The sequence below is a fragment of the Polaromonas sp. P1_E11 genome (assembly GCF_056405995.1).
Window position 1 is genome coordinate 392822 of the sequence record NZ_JBFUBA010000002.1, and the last position, 16291, is coordinate 409112.

Genomic DNA, 16291 nt, shown 5'->3' on the forward strand with positions numbered 1-16291 from the left:
CTTCATGAGCCCATCGCTCCCGCACCCGTTTCGCCGGGTATAGTCTGCCCATGTACACGCCTTTTTCAAGCCATGCGACTGCGCCAGCCCTGCTGGCAGATGACATGCGCCTGACAGGCGGCTTTACCGCGCCCCCACCTGCCGCACCTCCGCGCAACGTGGTCGCTTCCGGCGCTTACCCGCCGGCCGCACACGTTCCCGGCTGAGTCCCAGCCGGTCCAGCTCTCCAGCCTCGTTTGATTCAGCCACTGGCGCAGCCGCGCCACGTGCGCTCGCTGGAGCTTGTCCTCTTTTCGGCAGGTAATTTCATGATTTCAAAAAACACGGCCTGGGCCACCTTCGGCCCGACTTCCCTTTTCGTCCTGATCTGGAGCAGCGGCGCGCTTTTCTCCAAACTCGGACTGCAGCACGCCAGCCCTTTCGCCTTTCTGGGTTTACGGTTTGCCCTTGCGCTCAGTGTTCTGCTCGTGCTTGGGCTGGCCGGGCGCCGCTGGCTGCCGGCGCCCGGCACCCGCCTGCGCGTCGCGCTGACAGGCCTTTTGATGATCGGCAGCTATTCCATCTGCCATTTGCTGGCACTGGACCACGGCCTCACACCCGGTGTACTGGCCACCGTTCTGGGCGTGCAACCCATCCTGACACTGGCACTGACGGAGCGGCAGGCTTTTTCCAGGCGGCGCCTCGCGGGCCTCGGCCTGGCCCTGGGCGGACTGGTGCTGGTGGTGTATGAAAGCATCGCGCGTGCGCACTTCACCGCCACCGGAATGCTGTTTGCTTTTGGAGCCCTGGCATGCATGACAGTGGGCGCCATCCTGCAAAAGTCAGTCAGGCAAGCGCCGCGCGAAGTGCTGCCGCTGCAGCTGGCCTGCAGCCTGTTGCTATGCCTGCTCTTTGCGCCGTTTCAGCCGATGTCTGTTGACCTGGGCACCGGCTTCTGGGTGGCGCTGGTGTGGATGGGGGTTGTCATGTCGGTGGTGGCCACGCTGCTGCTGTACCGCCTGATTCATGCGGGCAACCTGGTCAACGTCACCAGCCTGTTCTACCTGGTGCCTGCAGGCACGGCTGCCCTCGACTACCTGGTGCTGGGCAACCGCCTGGCGCCCTGGAGCCTGGTGGGCATGCTGGCGATCCTGCTGGGCCTGGTGCAGGTTTTCCGCAACCCTGTGCAGCCCTTAGCCGCACGCTGAAACGCTGAAAGTTGCCGGGCGGCAGTGCAAAACCGCCGCCCGGCTACAGATCAAATCAGCTGGACACCCGTCTTGGCCTGCAAGACCTCGCGGGTTACGCCGGGCGCAAGTTCCACGACTTTGAGGCCTTCGGGCACGACGTCCATCACGGCCAGGTCGGTGATGATGCGGTCCACCACGCCCACGCCCGTCAGCGGCAGCGTGCATTTCGGCAGTATCTTCATGTCTTCGCTGCCGTCTTTCTTTTTGGCAACGTGCTCCATCAGGACAATCACGCGCTTGACGCCGGCGACCAGGTCCATGGCCCCGCCCATGCCCTTGACCATCTTGCCCGGGATCATCCAGTTGGCGAGGTCGCCTTTTTCGCTGACCTGCATGGCGCCCAGGATGGACAAATTGATCTTGCCGCCGCGGATCATCGCGAAGCTTTCATGGCTGCCAAAGATGGATGAGCCCTTGATCGTCGTCACGGTCTGTTTGCCGGCGTTGATCAGGTCGGCGTCCACCTGGTCTTCGGTCGGAAACGGGCCAATGCCCAGCATGCCGTTTTCCGACTGCAGCCACACTTCCTTGTCACCCGTGAAGTTGGCCACCAGCGTCGGGATGCCGATGCCGAGGTTCACATAGAAACCGTCTTCGAGTTCCTGGGCGGCGCGTGCCGCCATTTGGTCTTGGGTCCAGGGCATATCAAACTCCCGCTTTCTCGGTGATGGTTCGCTTTTCGATGCGCTTTTCGGGGTTCGCATTGAGCACAATGCGATGCACATAAATACCGGGCAGATGGATGTCGTCCGGCGCCAGCTCGCCGACCTCAACGATCTTCTCCACCTCGACAATGCAAATCTTGCCGGCCATTGCGGCGGCCGGGTTGAAATTGCGGGCCGTGAGGTTAAAGCGCAGGTTGCCGGACTTGTCGGCCGTGTGCGCCTTAACCAGCGACACATCAGGCACCAGTGAACGTTCCATCACATAGGTCTCGCCGTCAAACTCGCGCAGCTCCTTGCCGTCTGCCACTTGCGTGCCCACGCCAGTCTTGGTGAAGAAGGCCGGAATGCCGGCACCGCCTGCGCGCAGCTTTTCGGCCAGCGTGCCTTGCGGCGTGAAGTCCAGCTCCAGCTCGCCCGCCAGGTACTGGCGCTCAAACTCCTTGTTCTCGCCGACGTAGCTCGAAATCATTTTTTTGATCTGCCGCGTTTCCAGCAGCTTGCCCAGGCCGAAGCCGTCAACACCGGCGTTGTTGGAAATTACGGTGAGGTTCTTAACCTGGCTGTCGCGCAAGGCTTCGATCAGCGCCTCGGGAATGCCGCACAGGCCGAAACCGCCAACGGCCATCAGCTGGCCGTCCTTGACGACGCCCTTGAGGGCTTCTGCGGCGGAAGGGAAAAGTTTTTTCACAAATAGTCTCCTTGTGTCGTGACGCTGGCAGGTGCCATCAGCAATCCATTACGATACTACTTATCAAGTTAGGTAGTTTTCCGTAAAGGTAAGTACTGTGGAAGTCGATTACCAGCTCGCATTCGATCTGGCACCGGTGGGACTGGTGCTGTCCCGCAACCGCTCCATTGTGGACTGCAACCAGCATTTGTGCGAGATGTTCGGCGCCACGCGCGAACAGCTTGCCGGCCAGTCATTCATGATTCTTTATCCCAGTGCGGACGAGTACGAGCGCATAGGCGCACGCATGATTCCCATCCTGAACGCCAAGGGCCTGTATTCCGACGACCGCATCATGAAGCGCGTGGATGGCCGCAACAAAGGTGAGACCTTCTGGTGCCACGTCACGGGGCGGGCGCTCAACCGCAGCGCACCGCACGAAGCCGGCATCTGGACTTTCGAGGACCTGAGCTCGCGCCGCCCCGTCACGGCCGAACTCACCGCGCGTGAACGTGAAGTGGCCGCGCACCTGATGGACGGCATGACCTCCAAGGAAATCGGCCGCGCGCTGGTGATCAGCCACCGCACCGTCGAAATTTACCGGGCCCGCCTGATGCGAAAGTACAAGGCGTCCACCACGGCCGACCTGGTGCACAGGCTCATGGCCGGGTCCTGATTAATCGACCATTTTTGCTACATTTTAGATAGCGCCTTGCGCCCGTTCTTAAAGGGCTTCATGGGGTTTTCTTAAACCATTGACGCGGGGGTGCGCGCCGGCTCCCGTGGCTTAACCTCTTCACTCGCCAGCCGGTCAAACGGCAATTCCTGCTTCACCAGAATCACCGTGCAAGGCGCTGCCATGGCGACCTTGATCGGCACCGTCGCCAGCAGGCGCTGCATCTGCAGGCCGTGCGTCGCAGCGCCCATCACGATCATGCTGACATGATTGCCCTGGGCATAGTGCAGCAGTGCCTGCGCCACATCGCCCGACTCGATGACATGAAAAGACACGGCCTGGCTGCTCATGTTCAAAGGCTGCGCCCACTGGCGAAGCATGCCCAGGTAACGCCGGTGCACGGTGGTCTCGCTGGTTTGCGCGTCGTGGCCCGGGGTTGCCGACGGATCAATCACCGTCACGCAGGCCAGCCGCGCGCGCGGTGTCGTGCCCAACACCCGCATCACGGCGCGCCGCAGCGAATACAGCGTGGCGTCGCTCACATCCAGGTAAGGGACGGCCACCAGGATGATGGGCGCCGCATCAATTTGCCGGGAGGGGAGCGGGCTGGGCTGGTAGTCTTTGCCCGCCGCGCGCAGCCACCGCTTGAAGTGCACCCAAAATCCCGTGGGTTGCAGGCGCTGGCCCAGCCCCGTCACGGCGATCTGCGTCGGGTCGGAAAGATCCAGCGCCAGGTGTGCAGCCGACGCATAGCGCCGGTCGGCCTCGTTCTGCAGGCAGTGCAGGATCACTTCCTGCAGCCATTCGGGCAAGTCTGGCCGCAGCGCGCGCGGCGGCACCGGGTCCATCCACAGGCGTTGCCGCAGGCCGCCGCGGGTCTGCGGGTTGCCAAAAGGCAGCGCGCGCGTGGCCAGCTCGTACAGCATCACGCCGATGGCAAAGATGTCGCTGCGCGGGTCGCCCCGCACGCCCACCACCTGTTCGGGCGCCATCCAGGTCGGGGAGCCGACGGCGGGACGCAGCTCTTCAGCCAGCAGGTCCGGGTAATGCGCATGGCAAGACAACCCGAAATCGAGCAGCACGGCATTGCCATCGGGGCGTATCAGCACGTTCGCCGGTTTAAGGTCCAGGTGGCAGGCATCCTGCAGATGCAGGCTGTGCACCGCTTGGGCCACTGCCACACCCAGCCGGGCAATTTCTTCGGCAGGCAACGGCGCTGCGGCCTCGTCCAGCAGTTGTTGCAGGGTGCGGCCGGGGATGTATTCCATCACCAGGTAAGGTAGTTTTTCGAGGTCTCCCACCGCCACCAGGCGCGGCACATGCGGCCCGGTCAGCACGGAAAGCAGCTGCAGCTCGACCTCAAAGCCCACGATGTTTTCCGCACCGTCGCCGGGCGTCATGCGCGGCACCTTCATCACCAGCGGAAAAGGCACGGCGTGCGCTGTGTCTGCATACCCCACCTGGTAGATGTGCGCCATGCCGCCGGCATGCAGGCATTCGCCAACCACAAATCCATCCACCTCGGTCCCGGGTGCCATCAACCTCACAAGCCCGCCTCCAGCCGTTGCGCAAAGTATGCGGGCAGGCCGGCTGCGCGCACGTCGGCTGCGGCAGCCAGGTGGTCATAAGCCACGCGGTGGAAAGTCAGCTCGGCCAGTTCCGGGTCAAACAGCGCATACATGGCTTTGGTATTGCCGTCGCGCGGCTGGCCGACCGAACCCACGGTAGCGAGCCAGTAACGGTGCGCCGGCACCGGAATGAGCACACCCGGGGTTGGATGAAAGCGCATCAGCCCCTGCCCCGCGCCGTGGAAATACAGCGTCTGCTGGTGTACGTGTCCGCAAAACACATAGCGCACGTCCGGATCGAGCGATGCGGCATCAAGGCTGGCCTCGGCGCGGCGCTCGTTGTCCACATAGTGCCAGCGCCCCGGCGAGTCGGCACTGGCGTGTACCAGCAGCGCGGTGCCGAGGGTGGCCGTCAGTGGCAGTCCCTCCAGGAAATCCAGCTCATCCTTGTCCAGCCGCTCGTGCGTCCAGGCGGCGCCGCTCTGGTCGACCGAGCGGGCCTGTGCGGGCGGTGTTACCGTGTGCTGATCATGGTTTCCTCTGAGCACGACAGCACCCGCATCGGCCAGGCCGCGAATCCGTTGCACCACCTCGGCCGGCTGCGCGCCATAGCCCACCAGGTCTCCCAGTATGGCCAGACGGCCGGCGCCCTGCTCTGCAGCGTGGGCAAGGCAGGCCTCCAGCGCACGCAGGTTGGCGTGCACATCCGACAGCAGGGCTATTTTCATAAGGTGGGCCCAGTTTTATTTCACAGCAGGCAGTTCCATGCAGCTGATGTCCCGCCATTCGAGAGCAGGACAGTACAGTTTGCCGTAAAAGGAAGAGGCCGTGGCTGATTTTATGCCGCGTCAGCGCAGCTGCCATGCGCCAACAGGTAAGATGGCGGCCATCAGCATGCTACTGAATTAATAGCTGCTTGCGCTCGCCCTGACTGGGCTGCAGGCCAAAGTCATCTTTATCATCGCCTGCTTTATCGCTGTTGATCCCATCATGCATATCCGCCCTTACCAGGATTCGGACCTCACCGCAGTCGCTCTGCTGTTCACCGATGCGGTTCATGGCCTGGCGGGAAGCCACTACGACGCCGTGCAGCGCGAGGCCTGGGCGCCCCGCCCACCCGATCCGGGCCTATGGAAAACGCGGCTCGGGCCATTACAAATCTTGCTGGCGCAAGACGCGGAAGGCGGCGGTCTGCTGGGCTTTATTGGCTACGAAAAAAATGGCCATATCGACCTCCTGTTTACGTCGCCCGCTGCCGCACGCCGCGGTGTGGCCTCGCAGCTTTACGGCCATGCCGAAACTGCGCTGCGCGGTCTCTGCATCGTGGAGTTTTTTACCGAGGCCAGCCTGGTGAGCCGGCCATTTTTTGAGTGCCAGGGATTCGCGGTGAGGGAAGAACAACGCATTGAACGGCGCGGGGCCACACTGCGCCGCTTTGCGATGACGAAGACGGTTACCCTGGGCGACAAGGGTTAGTCAACGATTCAGATGGCGTCCGGCTCGTGCCGGATGCTTTCACGCGTGCGGTGGTGGTCGCGCAATTTTCCCAACGTATGGTCAAGCACCCGCTTGAGCTTGTCGCTTGCGCCGCGAAAGGCTTCGTCCTGGCTGGGCGCGTGGTGGTTGACCGCCAGTGGTTCATGGTGCGCCAGCCGCGCCTCCATCACGCAGCGCTTCTGGTCGGGGCTGATCTTGTCGCTGTTTTCATCACTCATATGGACTTCAATACGCGTGATGTCGCCCTTGAAGCGGCTCAGTGAGGTGTTGAGTTCGGTGCTGGCCCAGCGCTCGAACGATTCGCCGGTGTGCATGGTGTGATTGGAATTGACTTGGACTTGCATGGGTATTGTTTTCCTTTCAGGACGGTTACAGCGAAGAGGCCTGCCGGCCGGGCTGTCTTGTGGTTGCCAGGGAGGCAACTGGAAAATTCATTGTGCGCCCTGCACGACCGCGAGCGTGTAGTCCTGATCCCCACCCTGAAGTAAGGGGGGTTTTCCACACCGCACACGGCCGTACGGTTTCCTCAAGTGGCGAGTGCTTCACCGGGCTTCGGAAAGCGCCAGGCAGCGTGCGCCGATAAATTCCCTCAGCAGGCGCAGGCCGGGCGTCAGTTGTCGCCGCCCCGGTAACACCATGTACAGCGGTACAGCCTCGGTTTGCCATTCTGTGCACAGGGCGACCAGCCGCCCCGCAGCCAGGTCGCCCGCCACATCCAGCCGCGACTTGTAAGTGATGCCGCGGCCGGCCAGGGCCCATCGGCGAACCGCGTCTCCATCGTTGGCGACATTGCCGCCAGTGGCACGCACCGTGAGCTCTTCGCCATTTCTCCAGAACTTCCAACGGTCATACACGTCTTCGCCCAGCATGAAGCACAGGCAGATATGTTTTGCCAGTCCCTGCGGCGTGTCAGGCGTACCGTGCAACGCGAGGTAGGCAGGTGACGCACACAGCACGCGCCGATTCGTCAAATCCACCGGCAACGCCAGCATGCTGGAATCGGGCGGCTCGCCTTGCCGAAAAGCCGCGTCCACCAGGTCGCTGTAGACATTGGTCACGCGATCCGACAGGTGCAGCCGGTATTGAATGCCGGGATGCAACAGCTGAAACGCTTCCAGCCAGGGCAGCAGCACATTGCGGCCGAAGTCTGATGGCGCGGCCAGCTGCAGCACCCCGCGCACCTGCTGCCGGCCACTCGCAAGCTCCAGCTGGGCATCGCGCAATGCCGCCAGCGCGGGCCGGCAATGCGCCAGAAACACCTCTCCCTCGCGCGTGAGGCGCAGGCTGCGGGTGGAACGCACAAAAAGCGGCGCCTGCAGTTCCTCCTCCAGCCGCTTGAGCGCGGCACTGGCCGCGGCGGGTGTCAGGTCCAGGCCGCGGGCGGTGGCAGACAGGCTGCCGGTGTCGACAGTGCGAACAAAGATTTCCAAGTCTTGCAGGGCTTTCATTTACAAATTTTATTTGCAAATAGCTTCAATTTAAAGCCTATTTATCTTCATTTTCAAACCCAATAAAGTTCAGGCATCAGTTTTGAGCACGACTGACCACAACGCCACACCACACCACACGCAAAGGAAATCACCATGAAAGCCATCGGCTACACACAAGCCCACGCACTCAACCAGACCGGCCAAACCGGTTTGACCGACATCACCCTGCCCGACCCGACGCCCACCGGCCACGACGTGCTGGTCGAGGTGAAAGCCGTGTCAGTGAACCCGGTGGACACCAAAGTACGCGCCAGCGCGGCGCGCAGCGCTGGCTCGGATTACAAGGTGTTGGGCTATGACGCCAGCGGCATCGTGCGCGCCGTCGGCCCCGAGGTCACACTGTTCAAGGCCGGTGACAAGGTCTGGTATGCGGGGTCCATCGCCCGGCCCGGCACCAACAGCGAACTCCACCTGGTCGATGAACGCATCGTCGGCCGCATGCCGCAAACGCTGGGGTTTGCCGAAGCGGCCGCCCTGCCGCTGACCAGCATCACCGCCTGGGAAATGCTGTTCGACCGTCTCGGTATCGTGCCGGGCAAAACACCCAACAACAAAACACTGCTCATCATCGGCGCCTCGGGCGGCGTGGGCTCGATCATGACGCAGCTAGCCACGCGCCTGACCTCGCTCACCGTGATAGGCACCGCGTCACGGCCGGAAACCCAGGCCTGGGTGAAGGAACTCGGCGCCCATCATGTCATCGACCACAGCCGGCCGATTGCCGAAGAGCTCAAGCGTATCGGCATCCCCGTGGCGGACTACATCGTGGGCCTCACGCAAACCGACAGCCACCTGGCACAAATCGCCGAAGCCATCGCACCACAAGGCAAGTTCGGCCTGATTGACGACCCGGTGAAGTTCGACATCACGCTGTTCAAACGCAAGAGCGCATCCATCCACTGGGAACTGATGTTCACCCGCCCCCTCTTCGGCACACCCGACATGGTGGCGCAGCACCGCCTGCTCAATGAGGTCGCCCAACTTGTCGATTCCGGCTTGATCCGCACGACGCTGACGGAAACGTTTGGTGCGATCAATGCCGCCAACTTGCGGCGGGCGCATGAGTTGGTGGAGTCCGGGAAGGCGCGGGGAAAGGTTGTGCTTGAAGGATGGGTTTGAGTTTTCCTGTTGAGGCCGGGGCTTGTTCCGGCCTTAACGCCGCAAAGTCTTGAACATCACAAACGCATCCACCAACCCCAACCTCACATGCCGGAAAGCCCCCGGCAAGGTCCCCACAATCTCAAACCCCAATCTTTGCCATAACCGAACAGCACGCTCATTCGTCGACACCACCAGGTTGAACTGCATCGCCAGAAAACCCATGGCCAGCGCTTCCTGCTGGGAGTGCTCGCACATCGCCGACGCCAGGCCTTTGCCCTGCGCTTCGGGCGCGACCACATAGCCGCAGTTGCAGACATGCGCACCCAGCCCCGGCTGGTTGGGTTTGATGAAGTAGGTGCCTAGCACTCGGCCGTCGTCGCTGTTCCCCTCACGCACTACATACGTCGCCCGGGGCGCGTCCATCCACACCGCGTGTATTTCAGCTTCTGTGCTGTGGGGCGAAAAGGCATAGGTGTCGCCTGCTTCAAAGGTGGCGCGCAGCAGCGGCCAAACAGCGGGCCAGTCGGCCTCGGTGCAGCGGCGGATCAAGGGCTTGGGTTCATTCATGGCGGATAGGGTTAAAAGTTATTTGCTATATTTTTAGTAGCCATACATCCATGTATTGGAATGGCTACAACCTCAAATCGCTTACAAACCTCAAGCCTTTGGAGGCGCATCAACAACCTCGGCCGCCGTGCGAAATGCCTCGACCGCGGCGGGCAGGCCGCAATAAATGCTCGCGTGCAGCAGCACTTCCTGAAGCTGCTCCGGCGTCACGCCGTTGTTGAGCGCGCCGCGCACATGGCCTTTGAGTTCATGCTGCTTGCCAAGGGCCGTCAGCATGGCCACGGTGATCAGGCTGCGTGTTTTGAGGTCCAGCCCCGGCCGCTGCCACACATCACCCCAGGCATTACGGGTCACAAAGTGCTGGATCGGCAGGGAAAAAGCGGTGGCCTTGTCGAAAGCATTGGCCACAAAATCCTCGCCCATCACCTGCTTGCGGGTGGCGAGGCCTTTGTCAAAATCCTTGTCTGCGGGCTGCGTCATGAAGGCTCCTCAAAAGACGAAGGGTAATGGAAAGGAAAAAAGCCCGCTCCGGTCTTCACCGGGGCGGGCTTGGCCTCAATCAGCGCCTATGTGGGTCTGCTCAATCAGGCAAGGTCGTAGCGGTCAAGGTTCATCACCTTGTTCCAGGCTGCCACAAAGTCACGCACGAAGACCTGCTGCGAATCGCTGCACGCATAGACTTCCGCAATGGCCCGCAGCTGCGAGTTCGAACCGAAGACGAGGTCTATCACCGTACCCGTCCATTTGAGTTCGCCCGTCGTGCGGTCGCGTCCCTCCAGCACATCTTCTGCGCCGGCAGATTTCTGCCACTTCGTGCGCATGTCGAGCAGGTTCACAAAGAAGTCGTTGCTCAAGGTTCCGGGCCGCTTGGTGAAAACACCGTGCTGGGCCTGCCCGACGTTGGCATTCAGGGCACGCATGCCGCCGACCAGAACCGCCATCTCGGGAGCGCTCAGCGTCATCAGGTTCGCGCGGTCCACCAGCTGCTCGGCTGCCCGCTGCGCCTGCCCCTTGCGGATGTAGTTTCGGAAACCGTCTGCGGCGGGTTCCAGCACGGCAAACGACGCCACATCGGTTTGCGCTTGCGAAGCGTCCGTGCGGCCCGGTGAAAAAGGCACCTTCACGTCGTGACCGGCTTTCCGTGCAGCCGCCTCGACGGCCGCGCAGCCACCCAGAACTATCAGGTCAGCCAGCGAGATTTTCTTGCGGCCGGACTGCGCGCCGTTGAACTCGCCCTGGATGGCCTCCAGCACTTTCAGGACTTTCGCCAGCTCGGCCGGTTGATTGACCTCCCAATCCTTTTGCGGTGCCAGGCGGATGCGCGCACCGTTCGCGCCGCCGCGCTTGTCGCTGCCACGGAAGGTGGAAGCAGACGCCCAGGCCGTTGTGACGAGCTGGGAGATGGAGAGCCCGGAGGCCAGAATCTTGGCCTTGAGGCCTTCAATATCCTGCTCATTGACCAGCGGATGATCGACGGCGGGAACAGGGTCCTGCCAGATCAGGGCCTCCTTCGGCACCAGCGGGCCGAGGTAGCGCGCGGCTGGGCCCATGTCGCGGTGCGTCAGCTTGTACCAGGCCCGGGCGAAGGCATCCGCAAACTCCTGAGGGTTCGCCATGAAACGCCGCGAGATCTTCTCGTAAGCCGGGTCCATGCGCATGGCCATATCAGCCGTGGTCATCATCGGGGCGTGGCGCAGCGCGGGGTCATGGGCATCCGGTACGGTGGTCGCTGCGGCGGGGTCTTTTGGCTTCCACTGGTGGGCGCCGGCGGGGCTCTTGGTCAGCTCCCACTCGTAGCCGAACAGGTTTTCAAAGTAACCGTTGTCCCACTTGGTGGGGTTCTTGGTCCAGGCACCTTCGATGCCGCTGGTGACGGTGTGCACGCCGTGCCCGCCGCCGAACTTGTTGATCCAGCCAAACCCCTGGTCTTCAATGGTGCCGCCCTCAGGCTCGGGCCCCACGTACTGGCCCGGATCGGCTGCGCCGTGAGCCTTGCCGAAGGTGTGCCCGCCGGCGGTGAGCGCAACAGTTTCTTCGTCGTTCATCGCCATGCGGGCGAAGGTCTCGCGGATGTCCCGCGCCGAACCCAGCGGGTCCGGTTTGCCGTTCGGGCCCTCGGGGTTCACATAGATCAGGCCCATCTGGACGGCGCCTAGCGGGTTTTCGAGTTCGCGGTCGCCGGTGTAGCGTTTGTCGCCCATCCACTCGGCTTCAGGGCCCCAGTAAATCTCTTCCGGCTCCCAGACGTCCGGGCGCCCGCCGGCAAAGCCGAAGGTCTTGAATCCCATGGAGTCCATGGCCACGGTACCGGCCAGAACCATCAGGTCGGCCCAGGAGATTTTGCGGCCGTATTTCTGCTTGATCGGCCACAGCAAGCGGCGCGCCTTGTCGAGGTTTCCGTTGTCCGGCCAGCTGTTGAGCGGCGCAAATCGCTGTGTACCGGAACCGGCGCCGCCGCGCCCGTCCGCGATCCGGTAGGTGCCTGCGCTGTGCCACGCCATGCGAACGAAGAATGGGCCGTAGTGGCCGTAGTCCGCAGGCCACCAGTCCTGCGAATCCGTCATCAGCTCATGGAGGTCTTTCACCACGGCATGCAGGTCCAGGGTCTTGAATTCCTCGGCATAGTTGAACGCCTCGCCCATGGGATCGGACAGCGATGAGTTCTGGTGAAGGATCTTGAGGTTCAGCTGGTTGGGCCACCAATCGGCGTTCGTTGCGGCACCAGCCAGGGCGTGTTTGCGGGCGCCGCCGGAGAACGGGCAGGTGCCTTCGCTTTGCGTGTTGTGATCAGCCATGATGAGTTACCTTTGATGATTAAGTGGTGCCGAATGACGGCATGGATTTGCACTGCGGGACAGCCAGGACGCTTTGGTCAAGGCCGTGTTTTGGGGCTGCTGATGGAGTCTCCTTTGACGGGCTTGCCAGGCGAATGGCCTGTGAAACACAGTCTAGGTTTCGCTGAGAAATAATCAAAGTCAATTAAAGGTATTTATCTAATAGTTTTTATCAATTACATCTGTTTTGGCTTCAATTCCCCAGCGCGACCTGGCGGCTAATCTGCAGTTACGCTTGGACCGAGTAACTTATCGAGTCACTTATAAAGCCCGTGAAGGAAACCCTCATGACAAGCCCCAAAACCGCCGGCACGGCACCCCGGTATCCTGTTCCTGAACTGAAGGACCTGCCGGAGGACATCAAAGCCAAAGTCCTGGAGGTGCAGGAAAAAGCCGGCTTCGTGCCCAACGTATTCCTGGCCCTCGCGCGCCGCCCTGCCGAATGGCGTGCCTTCTTCGCGTACCACGATGCGCTGATGCTCAAGGAAGAGGGCTCCAACCCCAACGGCAGCCTGACCAAGGGCGAGCGCGAGATGATCGTCACCACGACCAGCGCAGCCAACAAATGCCTGTACTGCGTGGTGGCGCACGGCGCCATCCTGCGCATTTATGAAAAGAAGCCCCTGGTGGCCGACCAGGTGGCGGTGAACTACCGCAAGGCCGACATCACACCGCGCCAGCGCGCCATGCTCGACTTTGCGATGAAGGTGTGCCTGCAAGCGGACCAGATTGAAGACAGCGACTTTGAAGCGCTGTACGGCCACGGTTTTGACGATGAAGACGCCTGGGACATCGCGGCCATCACGGCTTTTTTTGGCCTCTCCAACCGCATGGCGAGCTTCAGCAACATGCAGCCCAACCCCGAGTTTTACCTGATGGGCCGTGTGCCCAAGCCGCCCAAGGCCACCTGAAACCGCTCAGGCGCGAATCACGCCCAACACCCCTGCGCACCCGCTATGCTCATGAATCAGCCTTTTCACAAGACTTAAAAACCATGGCACCAGACGCCGCGTCCACCGCCGCGACACCCTCCACCCCATCAGCCAGCGCTTACGGCCTGACCGTGCGCAAACTGGAGATCGACCTGAGCGATGGCTTTGACCGCCACTGGTTTGGCGGCGATGCGTTCCTGAGCCAGTATCACAACGCCTTGTCGATGAGCTTCCCGGTCGGTGAGCAGTCGTTCATCGACGCCGTGCGCGACTGCGCCAAATTGCTGCCTCGCACGCCCGAGCACGCGCCGCTGCATGAAGCGACTGCGCAGTTCATCGGCCAGGAGGCTACCCACCGCCACATCCACGGCCTGTACAACGCACAACTGGAGAGGCAGGGCCTGGTCAACCGCTGGCAACACTGGGCCACAGCCCGCATTGACTTTGCCAAAAAACGCGGTGTGGCGCCACACCACTTCCTTGCGGTCACGGCGGCCTACGAACACCTTACGGCGGTGCTGGCCGACTACATGCTTCGCCACGGTGACGCTCTGGACCAGGCAGACCCGAAGATGCAGACCCTCTGGCGCTGGCACGCAGCCGAAGAGACCGAGCATCGCGCGGTAGCCTACGACCTGTACCAAGCGCTTGGCGGAAACCACGCATGGCGCGTACGCTGGTATGTCTACGCGCTGCTGCTGTTTTCCTGGGACTCTGGCCGGCAAACGGTGCTGAACCTCTGGCACGACGGCACGCTGTTCAAACCAGGCACATGGTGGAGCGCGATGAAATTTTTCTGGGGGAAAAATGGCGTTGTGTGGCGCTGTACCGCCCCGTTGCTGGCCTACTTCAGGCGGGACTTCCACCCCGACCAGGAAACTGTTGCTGAACCCGGCCAGCAAACCCGCGCCATTGCCCAGCGCTGGTTAAAAGAGCACGCGGACAGCTTTCGCGCAGTTCGCTGAAGCTTTGCTGCGATGCTGCAGCACCCATATGCCGCCAGGATTGCTATCTTATTGATAGCTGCTTGCGCACGGCCTGATTAGGTCAACGGGCTTTTTCTTTCAGAATTACGCTTCAACCAGCTTGCGCATCCACTCGGGCAAGGCTTTGGCCTTTTGCGCCGGAAAGTCCACCCAGATGGTGGTGGCGCCGCCCGCGGCGCAGATCACGCCCGGCGTATCCGCGCGCTCCATGGTGGCCCAGCTTTCAAAGGTGGTGCGGCCAGGGTCGCTCACGTACATCTTCATCAGCACGTCGCCCGGGTATTCCAGTTGCTTGTAGAAATTACAAAAGGCATTGACGATGACCGGGCCTTCGCCTTTCGGGTCGGGCTTGCAGCCAATGCCGTACATCCAGTCGATGCGGATGATTTCCAGGTAGCGAAAGTAGGTGCCGTTGTTGAGGTGGCCCATCGCGTCCATGTCGCCCCAGCGGATGGGGATGTGCATCTCATGCACCAGCTTTTTCTTTTCGGGAATTTCAATTTTCATGACGCCAATTTCCCCTATCGATGAGCCCTGATGGAAGCCAGGATTCCCAGTGTGAACAACACGCAGGCAGACAGTTGTACCAGTGTGGGCCAGTGGCCATCCCAGGCAAACGAATACAGCAGTGCAAAAATGGTTTCACTCACGATGAGCTGCCCGCACAGGCTGGCGCTGAGCCGCTGGCTGGCCATGTTCCACAAAATTGTCGCCAGCCAGGTGGAACCCAGACCGGCCAGGACACAGAGCAGCAGGAATACACCACGGTCTTCACGGCCGGCCAGCACGCTTGCGTTCGAACCCGCAAGCAGCCACATCAACAATGCCCCGAGGCCGGTTGCCACACCCAGCCAGTTGGCCCAGTCGGTGGCGTTGACTTCAGGGTGCCGCTTGAGCCAGGCTGAATTCAGGATGGCAAAAGCCGTCCAGCACACCAGCGAGGCCGACACAAACAGCATGCCGCGCCAGAAATGTGTAGCCGTTCCCTGACCGGCCTCATGAGTGGAACCCATCATGAGTGCCAGCCCTGCCAGAGTGAGCGCCAGGCCGGGCAGCAGGGAAGCCCAGCGCAGGCCTTGCGGCTTGCCGAGCAACATGACCCAAATGGGAATGGTACCGATCACCAGCGAAGGCACTTCGGTGCCGGCGTCGCGTATGGCCAGCACCAACAGCAGGTAGTAGCCGCTGAACCCGAGAATGCTCATGACCAGAGCGGCCCACGCCTGCCGCACCGTGGGCAGGCGGCGGGTGCGCCACCCCGCCAGCATCACCAGCACAGCCACCAAGCCGTACACCGCAAAGCGCCCGGCCGTCAGGTCAATGGACGAATAGCCGCCCACGCCCATGTCGAGCATGCGCGGCGCCACAAACACCAGGCCCCACAGCGCGCCCGCCGCGAGCCCGGCCAGAATGCCCGTCAACATCCGTCAGGCAGCGTGCGCAGTGGCTACCAGGCGCAAACCCAGCAGCCCCATCGCACCGGCGGCGGTGCGGTCTACCGCAGCCTTGCTGCGCAGGTAAGCCGCGCGCGATACGGCTGAAGACAAAACCACCGCCACCACGGCATACCAGCCGGTTTCCATCACGAGCACACCCACGAGCACCAGCAGGGCTGCGGGCAAGGGAAACTGCGCGGGCAGCAGGGCCGCGAACACGCTGCTGTAAACCACCACGATCTTCGGGTTGCTCAGCTGCGTCACCAGCCCCTGGCGAAAGGATTGCAGCACCGTGCGGCGCGAAGCGCCCTTGTCATCGCCGCTCATTTCCAGCGGCTGGCGCGCGCCGCGCCAGATGTTGAAGGCGATCCACATCAGGTACAGGCCGCCCACAACCTTGAGCGCCATGTAGACACCAGGCAAGGCGGCCAGCAACGCCTGCAGCCCGGCCAGCGCCAACGCAGCAAACACCAATGCCCCCAGGCCCATACCCACCGCGGCGGCCAGGCCGTCAGCGCGTGAACGCGAAACCGCGATGCGCGCAACCTGCACAAAACTGGGGCCCGGGCTGACCACGCCCGCCAGCAAGGCCAGGAAAATAAGGCCTATCGGGCCGAGGTAAGGCACTACCGAATCCATCATG

At 62.1% G+C, this 16291-nt stretch carries 19 protein-coding genes; 7 read left to right on the forward strand and 12 right to left on the reverse strand.

Annotation, left to right across the window (positions count from 1 at the left end):
• Positions 1 to 50: 50 nt before the first annotated feature.
• Positions 51 to 206 (forward strand): hypothetical protein, encoded by a 156-nt coding sequence (locus AC1D11_RS09300; protein WP_477646178.1) that lies wholly within the window; start codon positions 51 to 53, stop codon positions 204 to 206.
• Between the two features lie 102 nt (positions 207 to 308).
• Positions 309 to 1187, forward strand: a complete 879-nt coding sequence (locus AC1D11_RS09305) for a DMT family transporter (protein ID WP_477646179.1) — start codon at positions 309 to 311, stop codon at positions 1185 to 1187.
• Between the two features lie 50 nt (positions 1188 to 1237).
• Here AC1D11_RS09305 and AC1D11_RS09310 read toward each other — a convergent pair whose 3' ends face one another.
• Complete coding sequence (locus AC1D11_RS09310) at positions 1238 to 1873, reverse strand: 3-oxoacid CoA-transferase subunit B (RefSeq protein WP_477646180.1); 636 nt, start codon at positions 1871 to 1873, stop codon at positions 1238 to 1240.
• A gap of 1 nt (position 1874) precedes the next feature.
• Positions 1875 to 2582 (reverse strand): CoA transferase subunit A, encoded by a 708-nt coding sequence (locus tag AC1D11_RS09315; protein ID WP_457280178.1) that lies wholly within the window; start codon positions 2580 to 2582, stop codon positions 1875 to 1877.
• A 97-nt stretch (positions 2583 to 2679) separates the two neighbouring features.
• Here AC1D11_RS09315 and AC1D11_RS09320 point away from each other — a divergent pair, with 97 nt between their 5' ends.
• Positions 2680 to 3237 (forward strand): helix-turn-helix transcriptional regulator, encoded by a 558-nt coding sequence (locus AC1D11_RS09320; RefSeq protein ID WP_457280177.1) that lies wholly within the window; start codon positions 2680 to 2682, stop codon positions 3235 to 3237.
• Between the two features lie 71 nt (positions 3238 to 3308).
• Here the strand turns inward: AC1D11_RS09320 and AC1D11_RS09325 are convergent, their stop codons facing one another.
• Positions 3309 to 4784, reverse strand: coding sequence for a protein kinase domain-containing protein (locus tag AC1D11_RS09325; RefSeq protein ID WP_477646181.1), 1476 nt, complete (start codon positions 4782 to 4784; stop codon positions 3309 to 3311).
• A complete protein-coding gene (locus tag AC1D11_RS09330) occupies positions 4781 to 5533 on the reverse strand; it encodes a metallophosphoesterase family protein (RefSeq protein WP_477646182.1) in 753 nt (250 codons plus the stop codon). Before AC1D11_RS09330 ends, AC1D11_RS09325 begins: the two co-directional genes overlap by 4 nt.
• A gap of 262 nt (positions 5534 to 5795) precedes the next feature.
• Here AC1D11_RS09330 and AC1D11_RS09335 point away from each other — a divergent pair, with 262 nt between their 5' ends.
• Positions 5796 to 6281: a GNAT family N-acetyltransferase gene (locus tag AC1D11_RS09335; RefSeq protein ID WP_477646183.1), complete on the forward strand. Its 486-nt coding sequence runs from the start codon at positions 5796 to 5798 to the stop codon at positions 6279 to 6281.
• 8 nt (positions 6282 to 6289) lie between these two features.
• On the opposite strand, the gene AC1D11_RS09340 is transcribed toward AC1D11_RS09335, so the two are convergent.
• Positions 6290 to 6646 (reverse strand): HPF/RaiA family ribosome-associated protein, encoded by a 357-nt coding sequence (locus AC1D11_RS09340; RefSeq protein ID WP_477646184.1) that lies wholly within the window; start codon positions 6644 to 6646, stop codon positions 6290 to 6292.
• A 198-nt stretch (positions 6647 to 6844) separates the two neighbouring features.
• A complete protein-coding gene (locus AC1D11_RS09345; RefSeq protein WP_477646185.1) occupies positions 6845 to 7750 on the reverse strand; it encodes a LysR family transcriptional regulator in 906 nt (301 codons plus the stop codon).
• A gap of 135 nt (positions 7751 to 7885) precedes the next feature.
• Here AC1D11_RS09345 and AC1D11_RS09350 point away from each other — a divergent pair, with 135 nt between their 5' ends.
• Positions 7886 to 8911, forward strand: coding sequence for a zinc-binding alcohol dehydrogenase family protein (locus tag AC1D11_RS09350; protein ID WP_477646186.1), 1026 nt, complete (start codon positions 7886 to 7888; stop codon positions 8909 to 8911).
• A gap of 33 nt (positions 8912 to 8944) precedes the next feature.
• On the opposite strand, the gene AC1D11_RS09355 is transcribed toward AC1D11_RS09350, so the two are convergent.
• The 3 genes from AC1D11_RS09355 to katG form a co-directional block, all read right to left on the reverse strand.
• Positions 8945 to 9460 carry a GNAT family N-acetyltransferase gene (locus AC1D11_RS09355; protein WP_457280170.1) on the reverse strand — a complete coding sequence of 172 codons (516 nt, stop codon included), beginning with the start codon at positions 9458 to 9460 and terminating at the stop codon, positions 8945 to 8947.
• 90 nt (positions 9461 to 9550) lie between these two features.
• The gene (locus tag AC1D11_RS09360; protein ID WP_477646187.1) at positions 9551 to 9940 is read right to left on the reverse strand and encodes a carboxymuconolactone decarboxylase family protein; all 390 of its coding nucleotides are present in this window, start codon (positions 9938 to 9940) and stop codon (positions 9551 to 9553) included.
• Between the two features lie 104 nt (positions 9941 to 10044).
• Complete coding sequence (gene katG / locus AC1D11_RS09365) at positions 10045 to 12255, reverse strand: catalase/peroxidase HPI (protein WP_477646188.1); 2211 nt, start codon at positions 12253 to 12255, stop codon at positions 10045 to 10047.
• 326 nt (positions 12256 to 12581) lie between these two features.
• On the opposite strand from katG, the gene AC1D11_RS09370 reads away from it, so the two are divergent.
• Both AC1D11_RS09370 and AC1D11_RS09375 read left to right on the forward strand, forming a co-directional pair.
• On the forward strand, positions 12582 to 13205 hold the full coding sequence (locus tag AC1D11_RS09370) for a peroxidase-related enzyme (RefSeq protein WP_477646189.1): 624 nt from the start codon (positions 12582 to 12584) through the stop codon (positions 13203 to 13205).
• Positions 13206 to 13288: 83 nt separating this feature from the next.
• A complete protein-coding gene (locus AC1D11_RS09375) occupies positions 13289 to 14191 on the forward strand; it encodes a metal-dependent hydrolase (RefSeq protein ID WP_477646190.1) in 903 nt (300 codons plus the stop codon).
• 105 nt (positions 14192 to 14296) lie between these two features.
• On the opposite strand, the gene AC1D11_RS09380 is transcribed toward AC1D11_RS09375, so the two are convergent.
• From AC1D11_RS09380 to AC1D11_RS09390, 3 genes are read right to left on the reverse strand one after another with little or no spacing between them, the layout of a single operon-like run.
• Positions 14297 to 14719 (reverse strand): acyl-CoA thioesterase, encoded by a 423-nt coding sequence (locus tag AC1D11_RS09380; RefSeq protein WP_477646191.1) that lies wholly within the window; start codon positions 14717 to 14719, stop codon positions 14297 to 14299.
• Between the two features lie 14 nt (positions 14720 to 14733).
• Positions 14734 to 15636 (reverse strand): DMT family transporter, encoded by a 903-nt coding sequence (locus tag AC1D11_RS09385; protein ID WP_477646192.1) that lies wholly within the window; start codon positions 15634 to 15636, stop codon positions 14734 to 14736.
• A 3-nt stretch (positions 15637 to 15639) separates the two neighbouring features.
• A complete protein-coding gene (locus AC1D11_RS09390; protein WP_477646193.1) occupies positions 15640 to 16290 on the reverse strand; it encodes a LysE family translocator in 651 nt (216 codons plus the stop codon).
• Position 16291: the final 1 nt, after the last annotated feature.

What these genes read in the sequence shown, in the direction of transcription:
- AC1D11_RS09380 (WP_477646191.1), bottom strand. Translation starts at nt 14,719, where the DNA reads ATGAAAATTGAAATTCCCGAAAAGAAAAAGCTGGTGCATGAGATGCAC.
- AC1D11_RS09310 (WP_477646180.1), bottom strand. Translation starts at nt 1,873, where the DNA reads ATGCCCTGGACCCAAGACCAAATGGCGGCACGCGCCGCCCAGGAACTC.
- AC1D11_RS09345 (WP_477646185.1), bottom strand. Translation starts at nt 7,750, where the DNA reads ATGAAAGCCCTGCAAGACTTGGAAATCTTTGTTCGCACTGTCGACACC.
- AC1D11_RS09300 (WP_477646178.1), top strand. Translation starts at nt 51, where the DNA reads ATGTACACGCCTTTTTCAAGCCATGCGACTGCGCCAGCCCTGCTGGCA.
- AC1D11_RS09335 (WP_477646183.1), top strand. Translation starts at nt 5,796, where the DNA reads ATGCATATCCGCCCTTACCAGGATTCGGACCTCACCGCAGTCGCTCTG.
- AC1D11_RS09305 (WP_477646179.1), top strand. Translation starts at nt 309, where the DNA reads ATGATTTCAAAAAACACGGCCTGGGCCACCTTCGGCCCGACTTCCCTT.
- AC1D11_RS09350 (WP_477646186.1), top strand. Translation starts at nt 7,886, where the DNA reads ATGAAAGCCATCGGCTACACACAAGCCCACGCACTCAACCAGACCGGC.
- AC1D11_RS09330 (WP_477646182.1), bottom strand. Translation starts at nt 5,533, where the DNA reads ATGAAAATAGCCCTGCTGTCGGATGTGCACGCCAACCTGCGTGCGCTG.
- AC1D11_RS09390 (WP_477646193.1), bottom strand. Translation starts at nt 16,290, where the DNA reads ATGATGGATTCGGTAGTGCCTTACCTCGGCCCGATAGGCCTTATTTTC.
- AC1D11_RS09375 (WP_477646190.1), top strand. Translation starts at nt 13,289, where the DNA reads ATGGCACCAGACGCCGCGTCCACCGCCGCGACACCCTCCACCCCATCA.
- AC1D11_RS09360 (WP_477646187.1), bottom strand. Translation starts at nt 9,940, where the DNA reads ATGACGCAGCCCGCAGACAAGGATTTTGACAAAGGCCTCGCCACCCGC.
- AC1D11_RS09355 (WP_457280170.1), bottom strand. Translation starts at nt 9,460, where the DNA reads ATGAATGAACCCAAGCCCTTGATCCGCCGCTGCACCGAGGCCGACTGG.
- AC1D11_RS09340 (WP_477646184.1), bottom strand. Translation starts at nt 6,646, where the DNA reads ATGCAAGTCCAAGTCAATTCCAATCACACCATGCACACCGGCGAATCG.
- katG (WP_477646188.1), bottom strand. Translation starts at nt 12,255, where the DNA reads ATGGCTGATCACAACACGCAAAGCGAAGGCACCTGCCCGTTCTCCGGC.
- AC1D11_RS09370 (WP_477646189.1), top strand. Translation starts at nt 12,582, where the DNA reads ATGACAAGCCCCAAAACCGCCGGCACGGCACCCCGGTATCCTGTTCCT.
- AC1D11_RS09385 (WP_477646192.1), bottom strand. Translation starts at nt 15,636, where the DNA reads ATGTTGACGGGCATTCTGGCCGGGCTCGCGGCGGGCGCGCTGTGGGGC.